The organism is Jongsikchunia kroppenstedtii DSM 45133 (assembly GCF_000380485.1).
Lineage (GTDB): Bacteria > Actinomycetota > Actinomycetes > Mycobacteriales > Mycobacteriaceae > Jongsikchunia > Jongsikchunia kroppenstedtii.
Window position 1 is genome coordinate 36,638 of record NZ_AQYG01000049.1, and the last position, 15,111, is coordinate 51,748.

General features: G+C 68.7%; 13 protein-coding genes. 7 read left to right on the plus strand and 6 right to left on the minus strand.

Translation table 11 applies throughout. The features are described 5' to 3' along the window. The first annotated feature begins 124 nt into the window (after positions 1 to 124). Positions 125 to 1,135 (plus strand): sigma-70 family RNA polymerase sigma factor, encoded by a 1,011-nt coding sequence (locus G341_RS0114340; RefSeq protein ID WP_018179845.1) that lies wholly within the window; start codon positions 125 to 127, stop codon positions 1,133 to 1,135. A 102-nt stretch (positions 1,136 to 1,237) separates the two neighbouring features. Here the strand turns inward: G341_RS0114340 and G341_RS0114345 are convergent, their stop codons facing one another. After that, a complete protein-coding gene (locus tag G341_RS0114345) occupies positions 1,238 to 3,880 on the minus strand; it encodes a bifunctional acetate--CoA ligase family protein/GNAT family N-acetyltransferase (protein WP_018179846.1) in 2,643 nt (880 codons plus the stop codon). After that, positions 3,849 to 5,072 carry an acetoin utilization protein AcuC gene (locus G341_RS0114350; protein ID WP_018179847.1) on the minus strand — a complete coding sequence of 408 codons (1,224 nt, stop codon included), beginning with the start codon at positions 5,070 to 5,072 and terminating at the stop codon, positions 3,849 to 3,851. The genes G341_RS0114345 and G341_RS0114350 overlap by 32 nt, the downstream gene beginning before the upstream one ends. A gap of 112 nt (positions 5,073 to 5,184) precedes the next feature. Between G341_RS0114350 and G341_RS0114355 the strand changes: the two genes are divergently transcribed. Both G341_RS0114355 and galE read left to right on the plus strand, forming a co-directional pair. Then, on the plus strand, positions 5,185 to 5,868 hold the full coding sequence (locus tag G341_RS0114355) for an iron-dependent transcriptional repressor DtxR (protein WP_018179848.1): 684 nt from the start codon (positions 5,185 to 5,187) through the stop codon (positions 5,866 to 5,868). Between the two features lie 4 nt (positions 5,869 to 5,872). Next, positions 5,873 to 6,856 carry a UDP-glucose 4-epimerase GalE gene (gene galE, locus G341_RS0114360; RefSeq protein ID WP_018179849.1) on the plus strand — a complete coding sequence of 328 codons (984 nt, stop codon included), beginning with the start codon at positions 5,873 to 5,875 and terminating at the stop codon, positions 6,854 to 6,856. Between the two features lie 7 nt (positions 6,857 to 6,863). On the opposite strand, the gene G341_RS0114365 is transcribed toward galE, so the two are convergent. Next, positions 6,864 to 7,928: a DUF4192 domain-containing protein gene (locus tag G341_RS0114365; protein ID WP_018179850.1), complete on the minus strand. Its 1,065-nt coding sequence runs from the start codon at positions 7,926 to 7,928 to the stop codon at positions 6,864 to 6,866. Between the two features lie 72 nt (positions 7,929 to 8,000). Next, positions 8,001 to 8,975 carry a hypothetical protein gene (locus G341_RS0114370; RefSeq protein WP_018179851.1) on the minus strand — a complete coding sequence of 325 codons (975 nt, stop codon included), beginning with the start codon at positions 8,973 to 8,975 and terminating at the stop codon, positions 8,001 to 8,003. A 136-nt stretch (positions 8,976 to 9,111) separates the two neighbouring features. Between G341_RS0114370 and G341_RS0114375 the strand changes: the two genes are divergently transcribed. The 3 genes from G341_RS0114375 to G341_RS22140 are packed head-to-tail and all read left to right on the plus strand — an operon-like array spanning position 9,112 to position 12,201. After that, positions 9,112 to 10,293, plus strand: a complete 1,182-nt coding sequence (locus G341_RS0114375; RefSeq protein WP_018179852.1) for an SPFH domain-containing protein — start codon at positions 9,112 to 9,114, stop codon at positions 10,291 to 10,293. A gap of 4 nt (positions 10,294 to 10,297) precedes the next feature. Beyond that, complete coding sequence (locus tag G341_RS0114380; RefSeq protein ID WP_245557006.1) at positions 10,298 to 11,728, plus strand: TFIIB-type zinc ribbon-containing protein; 1,431 nt, start codon at positions 10,298 to 10,300, stop codon at positions 11,726 to 11,728. Then, complete coding sequence (locus G341_RS22140; protein ID WP_018179854.1) at positions 11,725 to 12,201, plus strand: hypothetical protein; 477 nt, start codon at positions 11,725 to 11,727, stop codon at positions 12,199 to 12,201. Before G341_RS0114380 ends, G341_RS22140 begins: the two co-directional genes overlap by 4 nt. Here G341_RS22140 and G341_RS0114390 read toward each other — a convergent pair. Together G341_RS0114390 and G341_RS0114395 are read right to left on the minus strand one after the other, a co-directional pair. Next, positions 12,195 to 12,821: an MBL fold metallo-hydrolase gene (locus G341_RS0114390; RefSeq protein WP_018179855.1), complete on the minus strand. Its 627-nt coding sequence runs from the start codon at positions 12,819 to 12,821 to the stop codon at positions 12,195 to 12,197. The genes G341_RS22140 and G341_RS0114390 overlap by 7 nt on opposite strands. Then, positions 12,818 to 13,918 carry an S-(hydroxymethyl)mycothiol dehydrogenase gene (locus G341_RS0114395; protein ID WP_018179856.1) on the minus strand — a complete coding sequence of 367 codons (1,101 nt, stop codon included), beginning with the start codon at positions 13,916 to 13,918 and terminating at the stop codon, positions 12,818 to 12,820. Before G341_RS0114395 ends, G341_RS0114390 begins: the two co-directional genes overlap by 4 nt. Before the next feature lie 225 nt (positions 13,919 to 14,143). Between G341_RS0114395 and G341_RS0114400 the strand changes: the two genes are divergently transcribed. Then, a complete protein-coding gene (locus G341_RS0114400; RefSeq protein ID WP_018179857.1) occupies positions 14,144 to 15,094 on the plus strand; it encodes a PAC2 family protein in 951 nt (316 codons plus the stop codon). Positions 15,095 to 15,111 lie beyond the last annotated feature (17 nt).

A 15,111-nucleotide genomic window follows, 5' to 3' on the forward strand; every position in this document is an offset into this window, starting at 1 on the left:
CCCTATCGACAGCTACCGCAGGTCAGCACGCTTTTGTAAGTGCAGCGCGCCGGAACTACCTGACGTCTGCCAGACGTTGTACCGGGTGAACACGCACAGTTGTCGCCGACAAGGGAGGCTCGAGATGCCCACCACGACCACCGCCACCAAGGCAACCGCCACCAAGGCCGCGCCTGCCAAGGCGACCCGTCCAGCGCTGACATCCGCAGACCTCGACGCCCAGTCCCCGTCCGCCGACCTGGTTCGCGTCTACCTCAACGGCATCGGCAAGACTGCGCTGCTGAACGCGGAGCAAGAAGTCGAACTGGCCAAGACCATCGAAGCCGGCCTGTACGCCAAGCACGTACTCGCCACCAAGAAGCGGCTCTCGGCCGCCAAGAAGCGCGATCTGGCGCAGATCGTCCGCGACGGCGAGTTCGCCCGCGCACACCTGCTGGAGGCCAACCTCCGCCTGGTGGTCTCGCTGGCCAAGCGCTACACCGGCCGCGGGATGCCGCTGCTCGACCTGATCCAGGAGGGCAACCTCGGCCTGATCCGCGCTATGGAGAAGTTCGACTACGCCAAGGGCTTCAAGTTCTCGACGTACGCCACCTGGTGGATCCGGCAGGCGATCACCCGCGGCATGGCCGATCAGAGCCGCACCATCCGCCTCCCCGTCCACCTGGTCGAGCAGGTCAACAAGCTGGCCCGGATCAAGCGCGAACTGCATCAGCAGCTCGGCCGCGAGGCGACCGACGAGGAGCTGTCGGCCGAGTCGGGCATCCCGGCCGAGAAGATCGCCGATCTCCTCGATCACAGCCGCGACCCGGTGAGCCTGGACATGCCGGTCGGCAGCGACGAAGAGGCACCGCTGGGCGACTTCATCGAGGACGCCGAGGCCACGTCGGCCGAGAACGCGGTCATCGCCGGCCTCCTGCACACCGACGTGCGTCAGGTGCTGGCCACCCTCGACGAGCGCGAGCAGCAGGTGATCCGGCTGCGCTACGGCCTCGACGACGGCCAGCCGCGCACCCTGGACCAGATCGGCCGACTGTTCGGCCTGTCGCGCGAGCGCGTGCGGCAGATCGAGCGCGAGGTGATGGTCAAGCTGCGCAACGGCGACCGTGCCGAGCGGCTGCGCGCCTACGCGAGCTGATCGGCTCCACGAAGCATTCCCCTCCAGACCCGGTGTCCGCATGGACGCCGGGTCGCTTCGTTTCAGCCCCGGCGTCAGCCGCCATCCAGCCGCTGGCGGGCGTCAGCGCAGCCGCCGAGGGCCACTGTCAGCACGCGAGGGCACTGGGCCGACTTCGATCTCGACGCTGAGCACCGCCGCCCCGCCGGGCGCGGCGAGCACTGGATCCAGACGCACGGTGCGCACTCCCGGCTGCTGATCGACCAGCAGCGAGACCCGTTGCAGCACATCCGCGATCGCGTCTTTGTCGACCGGCGCGGAGCCGCCGTAGCCGGACAGCAGCGCGGCCGACAGCGGCGCGTCGACCAGTTCCCGGGCCTGCGCGGCCGACAGCGGGACGACGTGCACCGCCCGGTCGCCCACCAGATCGCTGAGCGGGCCGCTCAGCCCGAACGAGATCAGCGAGCCGGCGGCCGGATGATCGCCGGCGGTGATCGCCACGCCGACGCCCTTGGACGCCATGGCCTGCACGTGCAGCTCGGTGTCCCCGGTGAGCGCGGTCAGGTCGGCGAACGCGGCCGCCACGGCATGCTTGTCGGGCAGATCCAGCCGCACCCCTTCGCGGTCGGCACGCCGCCGCCATTGCGGTGACACCGCTTTCACGGCGGCGGGATAGCCGATCTCGTCGGCCGCCGCGATCGCCGCGTCGGCGTCGGTCACCGTCCGGAACTCGGTCACGGCAATCCCGTAGCGGGCGGCGAGTTCAGCCGCGGCGCCATCGTCGAGCACCCCGGCTCCCGCATCGATCGCCGATTCGATCAGTCCGGTCGCGCGGGCGGCGTCGATGCCGGCGGGCAGTTCGGCGTCGGCGCGGGGCGCGCGGAGCCATTTGGCGTACCGCGACACCTGAGCGAGCGCGGAGACCGCGCGTTCGGGAGTCGCGAACGACGGGATCGATCCGCGCACGGGTACGCCGCCGTCGTCGACGATGCTGAGGCCGCGCGGAATGCCGTCCACCGCAAGGAAGGTGGAGACGATCGGCTTGGCGGACCCGCGCGACCCGGTCAGCAGTGCTCCGGCGTAGTCCTGGACGCTCACCGCGACCGGCGGCACGAAGACCGCCATGATCGCGTGCACCGAATCGTCGGCCGTGGCGGCGACGACCGCGGCCTCGAACTCGGCCGGTGCCGCGCCGGGCTCCAGATCGACGATGCCGTCCACCTCGATGCCGTCCCGCGCGCCGGCAGCCGCCGCCATCTCCCCCAGCACCAACGAGTTGGTGATGATCCGCACCCGCGGGCCGGCCGGAAGCGGTTGATAGGCAAGCACTGTCGCGCAGTCGAACAATTCGCTGATGCCGGAGCACGGAATCACGCCGAACTGCCGCAGCAGCTCGTCGTCCTCGCCGAGGTCGTTGCTGACGACGAGCACCGGCTTGCTGCGCGCCACGTGCCGGGCCAGTCGTGAGAACTTGCGCGGGTTGCCGTAGCTCTCCAGATACAGCAGCACCACTTCGGTGTCGGCGTCCGAATCCCAGTACTGCAGCATGTCATTGCCGGACAGATCGGCACGGTTGCCGGCCGAGACGAAGCTGGACAGCCCCAGACGCCGCCGCGCCGCCTCGTCCAGGATCGCGATGCCGAGCGCACCGGACTGGCAGAAGAATCCGACCGCTCCCCGACCCGGAATCCGCGGCGCCAGCGTGGCATTGAGCCGCACGCCGACCTCGTTGTTGGCGACGCCGAGGGCGTTGGGCCCGACCAGCCGCATGCCGTGCGAGCGCACCGACTCGACGAGGCGGTTCTCCGATTCGCTGCCGTCCGAGCCGATCTCGCTGAACCCGGCCGAGACGACCACCATCGACTTGACGCCCTTGGCCAAGCAATCGTCGAGGACCTCGTCGACGACACCGGCCGGCACCGCGACGATCGCCAGATCCACCGGATCGGGGATGTCGCGCACGGTCGGGTACGCACGGATACCCATGACGGACCGGCGATCGGCATTGACCGGGAACACCGGCCCGGTGAAGCCGCCCGCGATCACGTTGGCCAGCACCGCGTTTCCCACCTTGCGCGGATCGGTCGATGCGCCGATCACCGCCACCGATTCGGGGCGCAGCAGATTCGCCACGCTGCGGGCCTCCGACGCCCGCTCACGCGCGTTGCGGACCACTCGCTGCGCATCGGTGGGGTCGATGGTGAATTCGACGTGGATGGTGCTGCCGTCGAAGCTCCGCTCCAGCTGATAGCCGGCATCCCGGAACACCGCGACCATCGTCGGGTTCTCGCTGAGCACCTCGGCCTCGAACCGCTTGAATCCGCTCTCGCCGGCGACCGCCGCCAGGTGTTCGAGCAGGATCGGCCCCAGCCCGCGACCCTGATGCTCGTCGGCGACGACGAATGCAACCTCGGCCGACTCCGGCTTGCCCTCGCCGTCGAGGGACTCGTACAGGCCCATCGCGATGATCTGGTCGTCCAGGATCGCCAGGAACGCCATCCGCTCGCGGTAGTCGATCGTCGTCATCCTCAGCAGATCGCGTTCGGACAGGGTGGGATACGGGCCGAAGTACCGCAGATAGCGCGTGCGCTCGGAGAGCTTGCCGTGGAATTCGGCGAGCTTGGCGGCGTCCGCGGGGACGATCGGCCGCAGATGCACCACGCGGCCGTCCGACGCCAGGACATCCGCAGCCCAGTCGGCCGGGAACGGGGACGACGCGCGGGTGCCGGTCTGTTCAGTCACGGGGATCCTCCGGGTCCAGGCCATGCAGTGGATAGACGGCTGATCGCACCGACGCGATCGCGGCGTCGACCGGCGAATGCCCGCCGGCGCCCTCCCAGGGCTCGTAGTCGCCGGTGCCGTCCTCGTCGCCCATCGACCGCACGGGCGAGCTGCGCAGCATCGGATCGAGCGACTGGGCCGCCAGATCGGCCTCCTGACACCATTTCTCGCCGACCGGGGTCGCCACCGGCAGATCCCGGCCGGAGGCGACGGCCAGCAGATGCGTCCATGCCCGCGGCACGACGTCGATGAGTCCGTATCCGCCACCGCCGACCGCCAACCACTTGCCGTCGCAGTACTTGTCGGCCAGATCGCGCATCGCGATCATCGCCGCGCGCTGACCGTCCACCGTCAGCATCAGGTCGGTGAGCGGATCGCGTCGATGCGAGTCGACGCCGCATTGCCCGACGATGATCTGCGGTTTGAAGGCCCCCACCACGCCGGGCACCACCGCATGGAAGGCCCGCAGCCACAGCGCATCCGGCGTGCCCGGCGGCAGCGGGATGTTCACGGCGGTGCCGGCCGCGGCCCCACTGCCGACCTCGTCCGCGTACCCGGTCCCGGGCCACAGGCTGGCCGGGTCCTCATGCACCGACACGGTGAGCACCCGCGGATCGTCGATGAAGGCCTGCTGCACCCCATCGCCGTGGTGCGCATCGATATCGACGTAAGCGATGCGGTCGTAGCCGTGGTCGAGCAGCCAGGTGATGGCGATCGCGCAGTCGTTGTAGATGCAGAAGCCGGCCGCATGCCCGGCCATCGCGTGATGCATTCCGCCGCTGATGTTGACCGCGCGCCGCGCCTGTCCCGTCGCGACGAGCTCGGCGGCCTGCACGGTCGCCCCGACCAGCAGCGCGCCCGCATCATGCATCCCGGCGAAGATCGGATTGTCCGCGTTGCCCAGCCCGTAGACCCGTTCGAGCAGCTTCGACGACCCCGCGGTGACGCCCTCGGCGCGCGAAGCCGCACGCACCGCCATCAGGTAGTCCTCGGTGTGAATCGACCGCAGGAGCGCGTCGTCCGCCGGTTCGGGATTGTGCAGCCGAACATCCCCGAGCACGTCCAGCGATTCGGCCAGACTGATGGTGAGCGCGAGGCGAATCGGGTTCATCGGGTGCGTCGACACCCAGCGGTAGTGCATGAAGCGGTCTGACCAGGCCACTGCCGTATCACCCATGGCAACCGTCACTCATCCGCCCTGCCGTGTCGCTCATGTCTTCGAGACTATGCGGTGCGGGTAACCTGGACATGCAGACGCGCGTTTGGACCGAAGGGATGGATTGGCTGCAGTGAATGATCTGGTTGATACCACCGAGATGTACTTGCGCACCATCTATGACCTCGAGGAAGAGGGCATCGTGCCATTGCGCGCACGTATCGCCGAGCGCCTCGATCAGAGCGGCCCGACGGTGTCGCAGACGGTCGCACGAATGGAACGTGACGGTTTGGTGCGCGTCGCCGGCGACCGGCACCTCGAACTCACCGACAAGGGACGCGGTCTGGCCACCTCTGTCATGCGCAAGCATCGGCTGGCGGAGCGGCTGCTGGTCGACGTCATCGGCCTGCCGTGGGACCAGGTGCACGACGAGGCCTGCCGCTGGGAGCACGTGATGAGCGAAAACGTCGAGCGCCGGTTGCTCGAGATTCTCGACCACCCGACGACCTCGCCGTACGGAAACCCGATCCCGGGCCTGGAGCTACTCGGCGTGTCCGCGGACGCCCCGGCGAAGCCCACCACCCGCCTCGCGGATATCCCGCAAGGCGAGCCGGTCGCGGTGATCGTGCGGCGGCTGTCCGAGCACGCGCAGACCGACACCGAGCTGATCACGGCGCTGCGCGAGGCCGGTGTCGTGCCGAACGCCCGCGTCACCGTGCAGGCGACGATGGACGCGGTCATGATCTCCACCCCGGGACACGCGGGACTGACGCTGTCCGAAGAGATGGCGCACTCGATTCACGTCGAAAAGGTCTGACCGCGTGCGGCTTCTCGTGACCGGCGGCGCCGGCTACGTCGGTTCGGTGTGCGCTCGGGTGCTCGCCGACCGCGGCCACCAGATCACCGTCATCGACAATCTGACGACCGGCAATCGTGAGGCCGTCGGCGCCGACATCGAGTTCATCGAGGGCGATGTCAGCGCGGTCGCGCCGGCCGTGCTGGCCGGCGCCGATTTCGACGGCGTCCTGCATTTCGCCGCGAAATCCCTTGTCGGCGAGTCGGTCACCGATCCGCATCAGTACTGGCAGGGCAACGTCGTGGAGTCGCTGGCGCTGCTGGACGCGATGCGCGCCACCGATACCAGGCGCCTGGTCTTCTCCTCGACGGCCGCGACCTATGGCGAGCCGGAGCAGGTGCCGATCGTCGAGTCCGCACCCACGGCTCCGACGAATCCGTACGGCGCCAGCAAGCTGGCGATCGACCACGCCATCACCTCCTACTGCGCCGCATACGATTTCGCCGCCACCAGCCTGCGTTACTTCAATGTCGCGGGCGCCTACGGCAGCGTCGGCGAGAACCGGGTCGTCGAGACGCATCTGATCCCGCTGGTGCTGCAGGTCGCCCTGGGCCATCGCGACGACATCAAGATCTTCGGCACCGACTACCCCACCGCCGACGGCACCGCGGTCCGCGACTACATCCATGTGCACGACCTCGCGGAGGCGCATGCGTTGGCCCTGGAGCATTCGACGCCGGGACGGCACGACATCTACAACCTCGGCAGCGGGGCGGGATTCTCGGTGCGCGAGGTGATCACGACCTGTCGCGAGGTCACTGGCCTCCAGATCCCGGCCGAGGAGGCGCCCCGCCGCGCCGGCGATCCCGCTGTGCTCATCGCGTCCAGCGAGCGGGCCATCAGCGAACTCGGCTGGCGCCCGGCGAAGACGGACCTGTCCGTGATCGTCTCCGACGCCTGGGATTTCACGTCGAAGCTCGGCGACCGCGCCCACTCGGCACAGCGCTGACCATCCGCTATCCCGCGCGTCGGCGCATCACGGGCGGCAGCACGACACCGTAGTCCCATGCCATCGCCGAACCCTGGGCCGCGATGTCGTCCATCATGTCCGGCCGGATTCCGGCGCGCAGCGCCTGATCGAGCAGCTGCGCCATCGAGTAGTCCGGGTCGGCGTCCAACGCCACCTCCAGGCAGGTACCGGCCATCGCGCCGTCGCCGCGCAGATAGTTCAGGTGCGCCAGCAGTGTTGCGGCCGCCGCGCGGCCCTCACCGCGTAGCTGCCGGGCCAGCTGCTGCCAGACGTGTTCGGCCGCGGATTGCATCGCCGTCGCGGCGACCGCGAACATGATGTCCCGGACCCCCTTGTGCCGGATCGCATTCTGGGCTCGGTCGACGGCCTCGCAGTCGGCCAGCGGCAGACCGTAGTCCTCGATTGTTTCGAGCAGCCAGTCGCATTCCTCGCCGACCTCGCCGTCGAGCGGCCGCCACGGCGGGCAACCGTCTGCGGCGCACTCCGGGTCATCGCAGTGCGGCCGATCGGACAGCATCTGGGCCATGTCGCTGCGGCGCTGCAGAATTCGGCCCCCGGCGACCGCGTGGGCGACGGCCACCGGGCTGGTCACCGGATCGTCGATATCCCCGCGCGCCCCGCGGCGCAGCGGATCTGTCGCCCACGCGACGTACCATTTCGCGCCGGATTCGATGGTCCCCGCCACGAAACCGGTGACCACACCGCCGGTCTCCCGCATCGCGCGGTCGGCGATCGAGAAGACCCGTCGGTACTGCGGTGCGTCGATGTCGTAGCGATCGTCGACGATCACCGCGATCACCTTGTCGATGTCGTCGCGCAGGCAGATCGCTCCCAGATGGTCGAGCGTCGCGATGAGCTCCGGACTCGGTGCGCCGTCGTCGTTCAGCCGGAGGTCGTAGCGCATGGTCGCGCCGACGACATCCCCCGGCTCATCGAAGGCGATGAGAATGATCGAACGTTCCGGTATGAAGCCGAGCACCGAGGGGACCGCGGCGAGAAGCGCTCCGGGCGCGGAGATCCGGACGTGAATGAAGTCTGATTCATCTGGCATGCGCACATGGTCGCCATCGAATCGGACTAAACGGTCGGAATCCTGGTCGCCTCGCGACGGTTATCCACAGTTTCAGTGACGGGATTTCTCGACGGCCTTGGTGAAGACATCGTCGAGCGCCCGACCGTCCAGCTTGCGGTCGCCGAACGTTAAATACGTGGCGTACACGCGAATTGGGCCGTTCTGTGCCACCAGCACGGTGGTCGTCTGCTTCAGGTTCTCTCCCGAGCCGGTGTTCCGGACGCGACGGAAGGCGACCGAATCGTCGGCCTGTATCGGAGACGGCGGGAGCTTGGTTGTGGATACTTTCGCCGTCGCGCCGTACATGCGGGTCGTGTAGCTGCTGCACGGGTTGACCGCCGATTGAGTCAGGTCACCGTCGACCCGCACGGTGGCGACCGTGAGCGTGCCGGCCTCGGTCGTCGCCACCAGCACCGACGCATCGTCCGGATCGGTCGAGAGCGTCGGGGCGGCGCACTCGGCCGGGATCACCGTGGTGCCGGCCGACGCCGATCCCGAGATATCGGCCAGCACATTCGCGAGCTGATCCGACGGCGGTGCCGACGCCGAGTACCCCGCGGGGAAATCAGCCGGGGTCAGCGCCTTGTCGGCGACCGATCCGGCGGCCGGGCTCGTCGACGAGCCGGGCGACCCCGACTCGGTCGGCGTCGATGCCCCATCGCTGGTCGACGTGCCCGCCGGAATCGATCCGTCGATGGCATGCGCCGAACCCGTCACGGAAGGTCCGGCATCGCCCGCCGTCGACGCCACGACCGCGATCACGACGATCAATGTCACCGCGGCCGCTCCGACAAGGGCCCACACCGGCGCGCTGATCTTCCGCAGCGCGGCCGCCCGCACCGCCCGGGTATCTATCGGCCCGGTCGGCAGATCGTCCGCGGGCGGGTCGTTCGGATCCACGGCATCACCGGGTGTCGCCGCGGCGTCGGGCACATCCTGGTCGTCCGCAGCACCTGCGGCTTCAGCCTGGTCGCCGGCGTCGCGTTCGTCTTCGGGCCGATCGCCCGCCGGGGGTTCAGTGGTCATCGGATCCAGCCTGCCACCGCCGACGCCGGATTCGGGCCACCGACATGCGGATGCGGCAGATGCGTCGCCTCGCGACCCGAATATGTCCGAATGACAGCCCCGTCGCCGGCAGATCGGATACCGCATACTGGTTCCCATGGGCATCATCGGAAAGATCAAGGGCGAACTCGTCGACATCATCGAGTGGATCGATGATTCGCGTTCGACGCTCGCCTGGCGGTTCCCCCGGTACGAGAACGAGATCAAGAACGGCGCACAGCTGATCGTCCGCGAGGGCCAGCAGGCGGTCTTCGTCTACCGCGGCCAGCTCGCCGACCGCTTCGGTCCCGGCCATTACGAGCTGGTCAGTGAGAACCTGCCGATCCTGAGCACGCTGCAGGGCTGGAAGCACGGCTTCAACAGCCCGTTCCGCTCCGAGGTCTACTTCATCAACACCCGGCCGGTCACCGACATGCGCTGGGGCACCACCAATCCCGTCACCGTTCGGGATCCCGACTTCAAGATGGTGCAGCTGCGCGCCAATGGCCTCTGCGTGGTCCGGGTCGCCGATGCGGAGATCTTCCTGCGTGAGGTGATCGGCACCGACAGTTCGGTGAACATCGACGAGATCTCCGAGCTGCTGCGCCGCGTCATCACGCTGGCATTCTCCGACTTCGTCATGGAGTCCAAGCTGGGCGTCATCGACCTGCAGGGCCGGCAGGTCGAACTGTCGGAGAAGCTGCGCCAGTTCGTCGCCGAGCGCGTCGACGACGAGTTCGGTCTGGCCATCGACTCGGTGACCATGAACATCTCGCTGCCGGACGAGATCACCGACGCGATGACCCGCGGCGTCGCGCGCGGCGTCGAGGCCGGCGGCTTCTTGAACAATGTCGGCGACCTCAACCGCTACCAGCAGGCGCAGGCCGCCGATGCGATGGTCGTCGCGGCCGGCAACCCCGGCGGCGCGATGGGCGACATGATGTCGGCCGGCATGGGCGTCGCCATGGGCGGCGCGATGGCCGGTCAGATGGCGGCCGCGCAGCAGGGAGCTCAGCAGGGCGGCCAATCGTCGGCCGCGACTGCCCCGCCGCCGTTGCCGAACACGCCGGTATTCCACGTCGACGCCGGCGGCCAGGCCAGCGGACCGTTCACCGTCGCGCAGATCCAGCAGGGTGCGGCCGGGCAGATCGGTCCGGACACGCTGGTGTGGAGCGCCGGTATGGCCGGATGGGTTGCCGCCCATACCGTTCCGGCGCTGGCAGCGCTGTTCTCCGTGCCGCCGCCGATCCCGCCGACCGGACCGCAGACGCCGCCGCCTCCGCCGGCTCCGGGCCAGTAAATTCATGACGGTTCCACCCGACCCGCCGACCGGGCCGCCGGTTCCGGCTCCCCCGCACCGCGATCCGGCGATGCCGCCGCCCCCGCCCGACCGCACGATGCCGCCCGCGCCGGGACCGGCCATGCCGTCCGGTCCCGGCGGACCGGCCATTCCCAGCGGCCCCGGCCCCGCGATGCCGGCAGGCACCGGCCCGTCGATGCCCACCGGCCCTTCGGGACCGGGCATGCCCGCCAACACGTCCGGGCCGGCCATGCCGAGCGGGCCATCGGGACCGGCGATGCCGCCGGCACCGCCCCCGCCGCCTCCCGGTACGACGCCGCCTCGCGATCCGGCGTCGTACCACCAGTCCGAACAGACGCGCACCTACCCCTGCCCGTCCTGCGGCGACCAGCTGGCGTTCGATCCCCGGACGCAGAGCCTGACCTGTCGCAGCTGCGGCCGGACGGTCGCGATCACCGCACCCGAGGGACAGATCGAGGCGCATGAACTCGGCGCGGCCATGGCGCGCATCCGGCAGTCCGCGGACCAGCAGATGGCCACACTCCTCGGCACCGCCAAAGAAGTGGTCTGCCAGAACTGCGGCGGCCGAACGCGATTCGAGGGCACGGTGACCGCGACCCGGTGCCCGTACTGCGCGTCCGTGATCGCCCGCAACGACATCCAGGACGCGCCCGCCCGGCTCCCGGCCGACGGCGTGATCCCCATGCAGGTCGATGAGAAGACGGCCCGCACGATGATCGACAAGTGGATCAACAGCCGGTGGTTCGCCCCGACCGAGTTCAAGAAGTACCGCGAGGTCGGCGCATTCACCAGCCTCTATGCGTCCTACTTCGTCTATGACGCGGAGTCGACGACCGAGTATCGCGGGCAGCGCGGCATCGAATACACGGTCTCGGTCGGGTCCGGCGACAACGAACACCTCGAGACCCGCGTCAACTGGTACCCGGTGTCGGGCGTCGTCCAGAACACCTTCGACGATGTACCGGCACTGGCCAACACCGGATTCGATACGCAGCGGGTCCGCGAGCTGGAGCCCTGGCCGACCGAACATGCGCTGCCCTATACGCCCGAGTACATGGCCGGACACGCCACCCGCACCTACGACCTCGACGCCGAGCAGGCCTTCGGCGAGGCACGCTCGCAGATGGAGCCGGTCGTCGACAACACGATTCGTGCCGACATCGGTGGCGATCGGCAGCAGATCAATTGGCGCGACATCCGTTTCGACACGATCGCGTTCAAGTACCTGCTACTGCCGATGTGGTTGCTGACGGTCGTCTACGAAGGCCGCCCGTTCCAAGTCTTCATCAACGGTGTCACCGGCGAAGTGCAGGGACAGCGGCCGTGGAGCAAGGTCAAGATCATCGCGGCCAGCGTCGCCATCACGGTGCTGATCCTTGCGATAGTGATACTCATCCAGGTGGCACGAAAATGACGGCCGTCCTGGTGATCATCGTGCTGGTGATCGTTGCGGCCGGCGCGGGCATCGTGGTGGTCGTCGCGCGGCTGCAGGCTGCCAATCGCCGTCGTGCTCAATTGATTCCGGGCGTGGATGCGGACGTGCCCGACTCGTGGGCCGGCTCACACGATCCGGAGGCACGGCTGCACCGCCGGCTCCGCGACGCGCTCGCGGCGCTGCGCAGCTCGCCGACGCTCGACTACGACGGAATGCTGATCGACGCCCGGGTCCGGCTGGAAGCCGCGGCCACCGAGTTCGACGGGCGGCTCGTCGCCCTGTCGCAGCTCCCATCGGACGCCAAGACGTCGATGCTGGCCGACGCGGAAGCCGCCGTCGGCCAGGTCGAGACGGTGGTCGCCGAGCTCATCGCCAACCCGTCGAATGCGTTGCCCGCGCTGGACTCCGCGGTCGGCCGGCTCCAGCAGCCGCCCCCGCAGCTGAGTCAGTGACCTCTGCGGATCCACTCCTCCAAATGCGGCGCCTCGTCGCCGACCGACGTGCTGTCGCCGTGTCCGGTGCGCACGGATGTCTCGGCCGGCAGCGTCAGGATCCGATCGCGGATCGACTCGATGATGGTCGGGAAATGCGAATGCGATCGACCGGTGGCACCCGGGCCGCCGGAGAACAGGGTGTCCCCGCTGAACAAGGTGCCGTCCTCGGGCGCATACAGGCAGATCGACCCGGGCGAATGCCCCGGCGTATTGATCACCGTCAGCTCGGTCCCCGCAACCGATAGGCGCTGACCGTCGGCCAGGTCGCCGGGATCGATCCCGGGATGTGTGTCGTCCCATAGCATTCGGTCGCCGGGGTGCAGCAGCATCGGGGCACCGACCGCCGCCGACAGCTCGGGCGCCACCGTCACATGATCGTTGTGCCCGTGGGTCAGCACTATTGCCCGAACATTGCGGTCGCCGACCGCCTCGATGATCGCGTCGGCCGAATGCGCGGCGTCGATGATCACGACCTCGGAGTCGTCGCCGACCAGCCACACGTTGTTGTCGACATCCCAGGTGCCGCCGTCGAGACTGAACGTCCCGCTCGTCACCACCCGGTCGATGCGCAGGCTCACAGCACCACCACCGAGCGCAGCACGTCGCCGGATTCCATTGCGCTGAAGGCTGATTCGATCTCATCGAGCCCGATCCGCGCCGACACGAACTTGTCCAGGGGCAACCGGCCCTGCTGGTACAGATCTGTCAGCATCGGGAAGTCCCGCTCGGGCAGGCAGTCGCCGTACCACGACGACTTCAGCGATCCGCCGCGCGAGAAGAAGTCGACGAGCGGCATCTCCAGGCGCATCTCCGGCGTCGGCACCCCGACCAGCACCACGGTGCCGGCCAGATCGCGGGCGTAGAAGGCGGTTTCGTAGGTCTTCGGCGTGCCGACCGCGTCGACGACGACATCGGCACCATTGCCGTCGGTCAGCTCTTGCACGGCCTCGACGATGTCAGTGTCGGCGGCCGCGACGATCACATGGGTCGCGCCGAACTCCTTGGCCCACTGCAGCTTCTGCGGATCACGGTCGATTGCGATGATCGTGTTCGCGCCGGCGAGGCGGGCGCCGGCGATCGCGGCATCGCCCACGCCCCCGCAGCCGATGACCGCGACCGAGTCGCCGCGCGTGACCGCGCCGGTGTTGATCGCCGCACCGAGACCGGCCATCACGCCGCAGCCCAGTAGCCCGGCGACCGCCGGATCGGTCCCGGGGTCGACCTTGGTGCACTGCAATTCGTGTACGAGCGTCTTGTCGGCGAAGGCGCCGATGCCAAGAGCCGGGGTGAGTTCGGTGCCGTCCTCCAGCGTCATCGGCTTGCTCGCGTTGAACGTATCGAAGCAGTACCACGGCCGCCCGCGCCGACAGGCCCGGCAGGAGCCGCACACCGCGCGCCAGTTGAGCACCACGTAGTCGCCGACCTCGACGTGCGTGACGTCCGATCCGACGCGCTCGACGATGCCGGCGGCCTCGTGTCCGAGCAGGAACGGGTATTCGTCGTTGATGCCGCCGTCGCGGTAGGCCATGTCGGTGTGACAGACGCCACACGCCTGGACCTCGACGATCACGTCACGCGGCCCCGGCGGCGGGATCAGTACCGTCTCCACCGTCGTCGGCGCGCCCTTGCTCGCCGACACCACACCCCGGACCCGAATCGTCTCGTCGCTGCTCATGCCCTCACCATGCCACGTCGGGCAGCGGTCCTGCGGCCTTCCCCGCTGTTCGCCGATAGCAGAACCGGATACCGCATCGGATGCCGCAAACTGGGAATCGGGCCGGTCGCGGGGCGCGTTGTACCCGATGAACGGTTATCGATTGGCCGTTGCACGGCTCGGTGCGCGACAATTGATGCAAGAGCACCGCCCAGCAGACGCGCCGATCGGAAGGAGAGGAAAGGCATGACCGACCATTCATCGATGTACCGCCTGGTCTTTCCGGCACCATCGGTCGATACCGGCGACGGAGTGGGACCCGTACTGGTCCACGCACTCGAGGGCTTCGCGGATGCCGGCCACGGCGTCAAGCTGACCGCCGACCACCTGCGCGAGAGCCTCCATTCGGAGCTGGTCGCCTACTTCGACACCGACTCGATCATCGACTACCGCTCACGCCGGCCGATGATGACCTTCGCCGACGACCAGATCACCGATGTCGACATGCCGCGGCTGCAGCTGCACGTGGTGCGCGACAACTCGGGCCGACCGTTCCTGCTGCTGTCCGGCTCGGAGCCGGATCTGCGCTGGGAAGGATTCGTCGATGCCGTTCAGGAACTCGCCGACCGGTTCTCCGTGTCGACGGTGATCGGGCTCAATTCGATTCCGATGGCGATCCCGCACACCCGACCCGCGACGCTCACCGCCCACGGCGACGAGGACCTGATCGAAGGCCTGCCCCGGTGGGGCGGTGCCCTGAAGTTCCCGGCGAGCGCATCGATGCTGCTGGAGCTGCGCCTCGGCCAGGCCGGCTACCCGGCGCTCGGCCTGTCGGTGCATGTGCCGCATTACCTCTCGCAGACCGATTACCCGGCCGCGGCGCTCAAGGCGGTCACCGCACTCGGCGGCGTCGCCGGACTGGATCTGCCCGTCGCTGCCCTGGAGAACGCGGCCGAATCGATGCGGGCGCAGATCGATGACGAGGTCGACGGCAACGCTGAGGTCGAGGGCGTCGTGCGAGCCTTGGAGTCGCAATACGATTCATTCGCCGCCGGTCAGGCCGAGGAGCGATCGCTGCTGGCCGCCGACGAGCCACTGCCCAGCGGCGACGAACTCGGTGCCGAATTCGAGAAGTATCTGGCACAGCATCACGCCGGGGACACCAAGAACCCCGACGACTCGACCGACGACGAGTGACCGCCGGCCCGGCGTCT

Coding starts and splice junctions, on each gene's coding strand:
- G341_RS0114340 (WP_018179845.1), top strand. CDS start 125: ATGCCCACCACGACCACCGCCACCAAGGCAACCGCCACCAAGGCCGCG.
- G341_RS0114345 (WP_018179846.1), bottom strand. CDS start 3,880: ATGGCCTGGACCCGGAGGATCCCCGTGACTGAACAGACCGGCACCCGC.
- G341_RS0114350 (WP_018179847.1), bottom strand. CDS start 5,072: ATGGGTGATACGGCAGTGGCCTGGTCAGACCGCTTCATGCACTACCGC.
- G341_RS0114365 (WP_018179850.1), bottom strand. CDS start 7,928: ATGCCAGATGAATCAGACTTCATTCACGTCCGGATCTCCGCGCCCGGA.
- G341_RS0114370 (WP_018179851.1), bottom strand. CDS start 8,975: ATGACCACTGAACCCCCGGCGGGCGATCGGCCCGAAGACGAACGCGAC.
- G341_RS0114375 (WP_018179852.1), top strand. CDS start 9,112: ATGGGCATCATCGGAAAGATCAAGGGCGAACTCGTCGACATCATCGAG.
- G341_RS0114380 (WP_245557006.1), top strand. CDS start 10,298: ATGACGGTTCCACCCGACCCGCCGACCGGGCCGCCGGTTCCGGCTCCC.
- G341_RS22140 (WP_018179854.1), top strand. CDS start 11,725: ATGACGGCCGTCCTGGTGATCATCGTGCTGGTGATCGTTGCGGCCGGC.
- G341_RS0114395 (WP_018179856.1), bottom strand. CDS start 13,918: ATGAGCAGCGACGAGACGATTCGGGTCCGGGGTGTGGTGTCGGCGAGC.
- G341_RS0114400 (WP_018179857.1), top strand. CDS start 14,144: ATGACCGACCATTCATCGATGTACCGCCTGGTCTTTCCGGCACCATCG.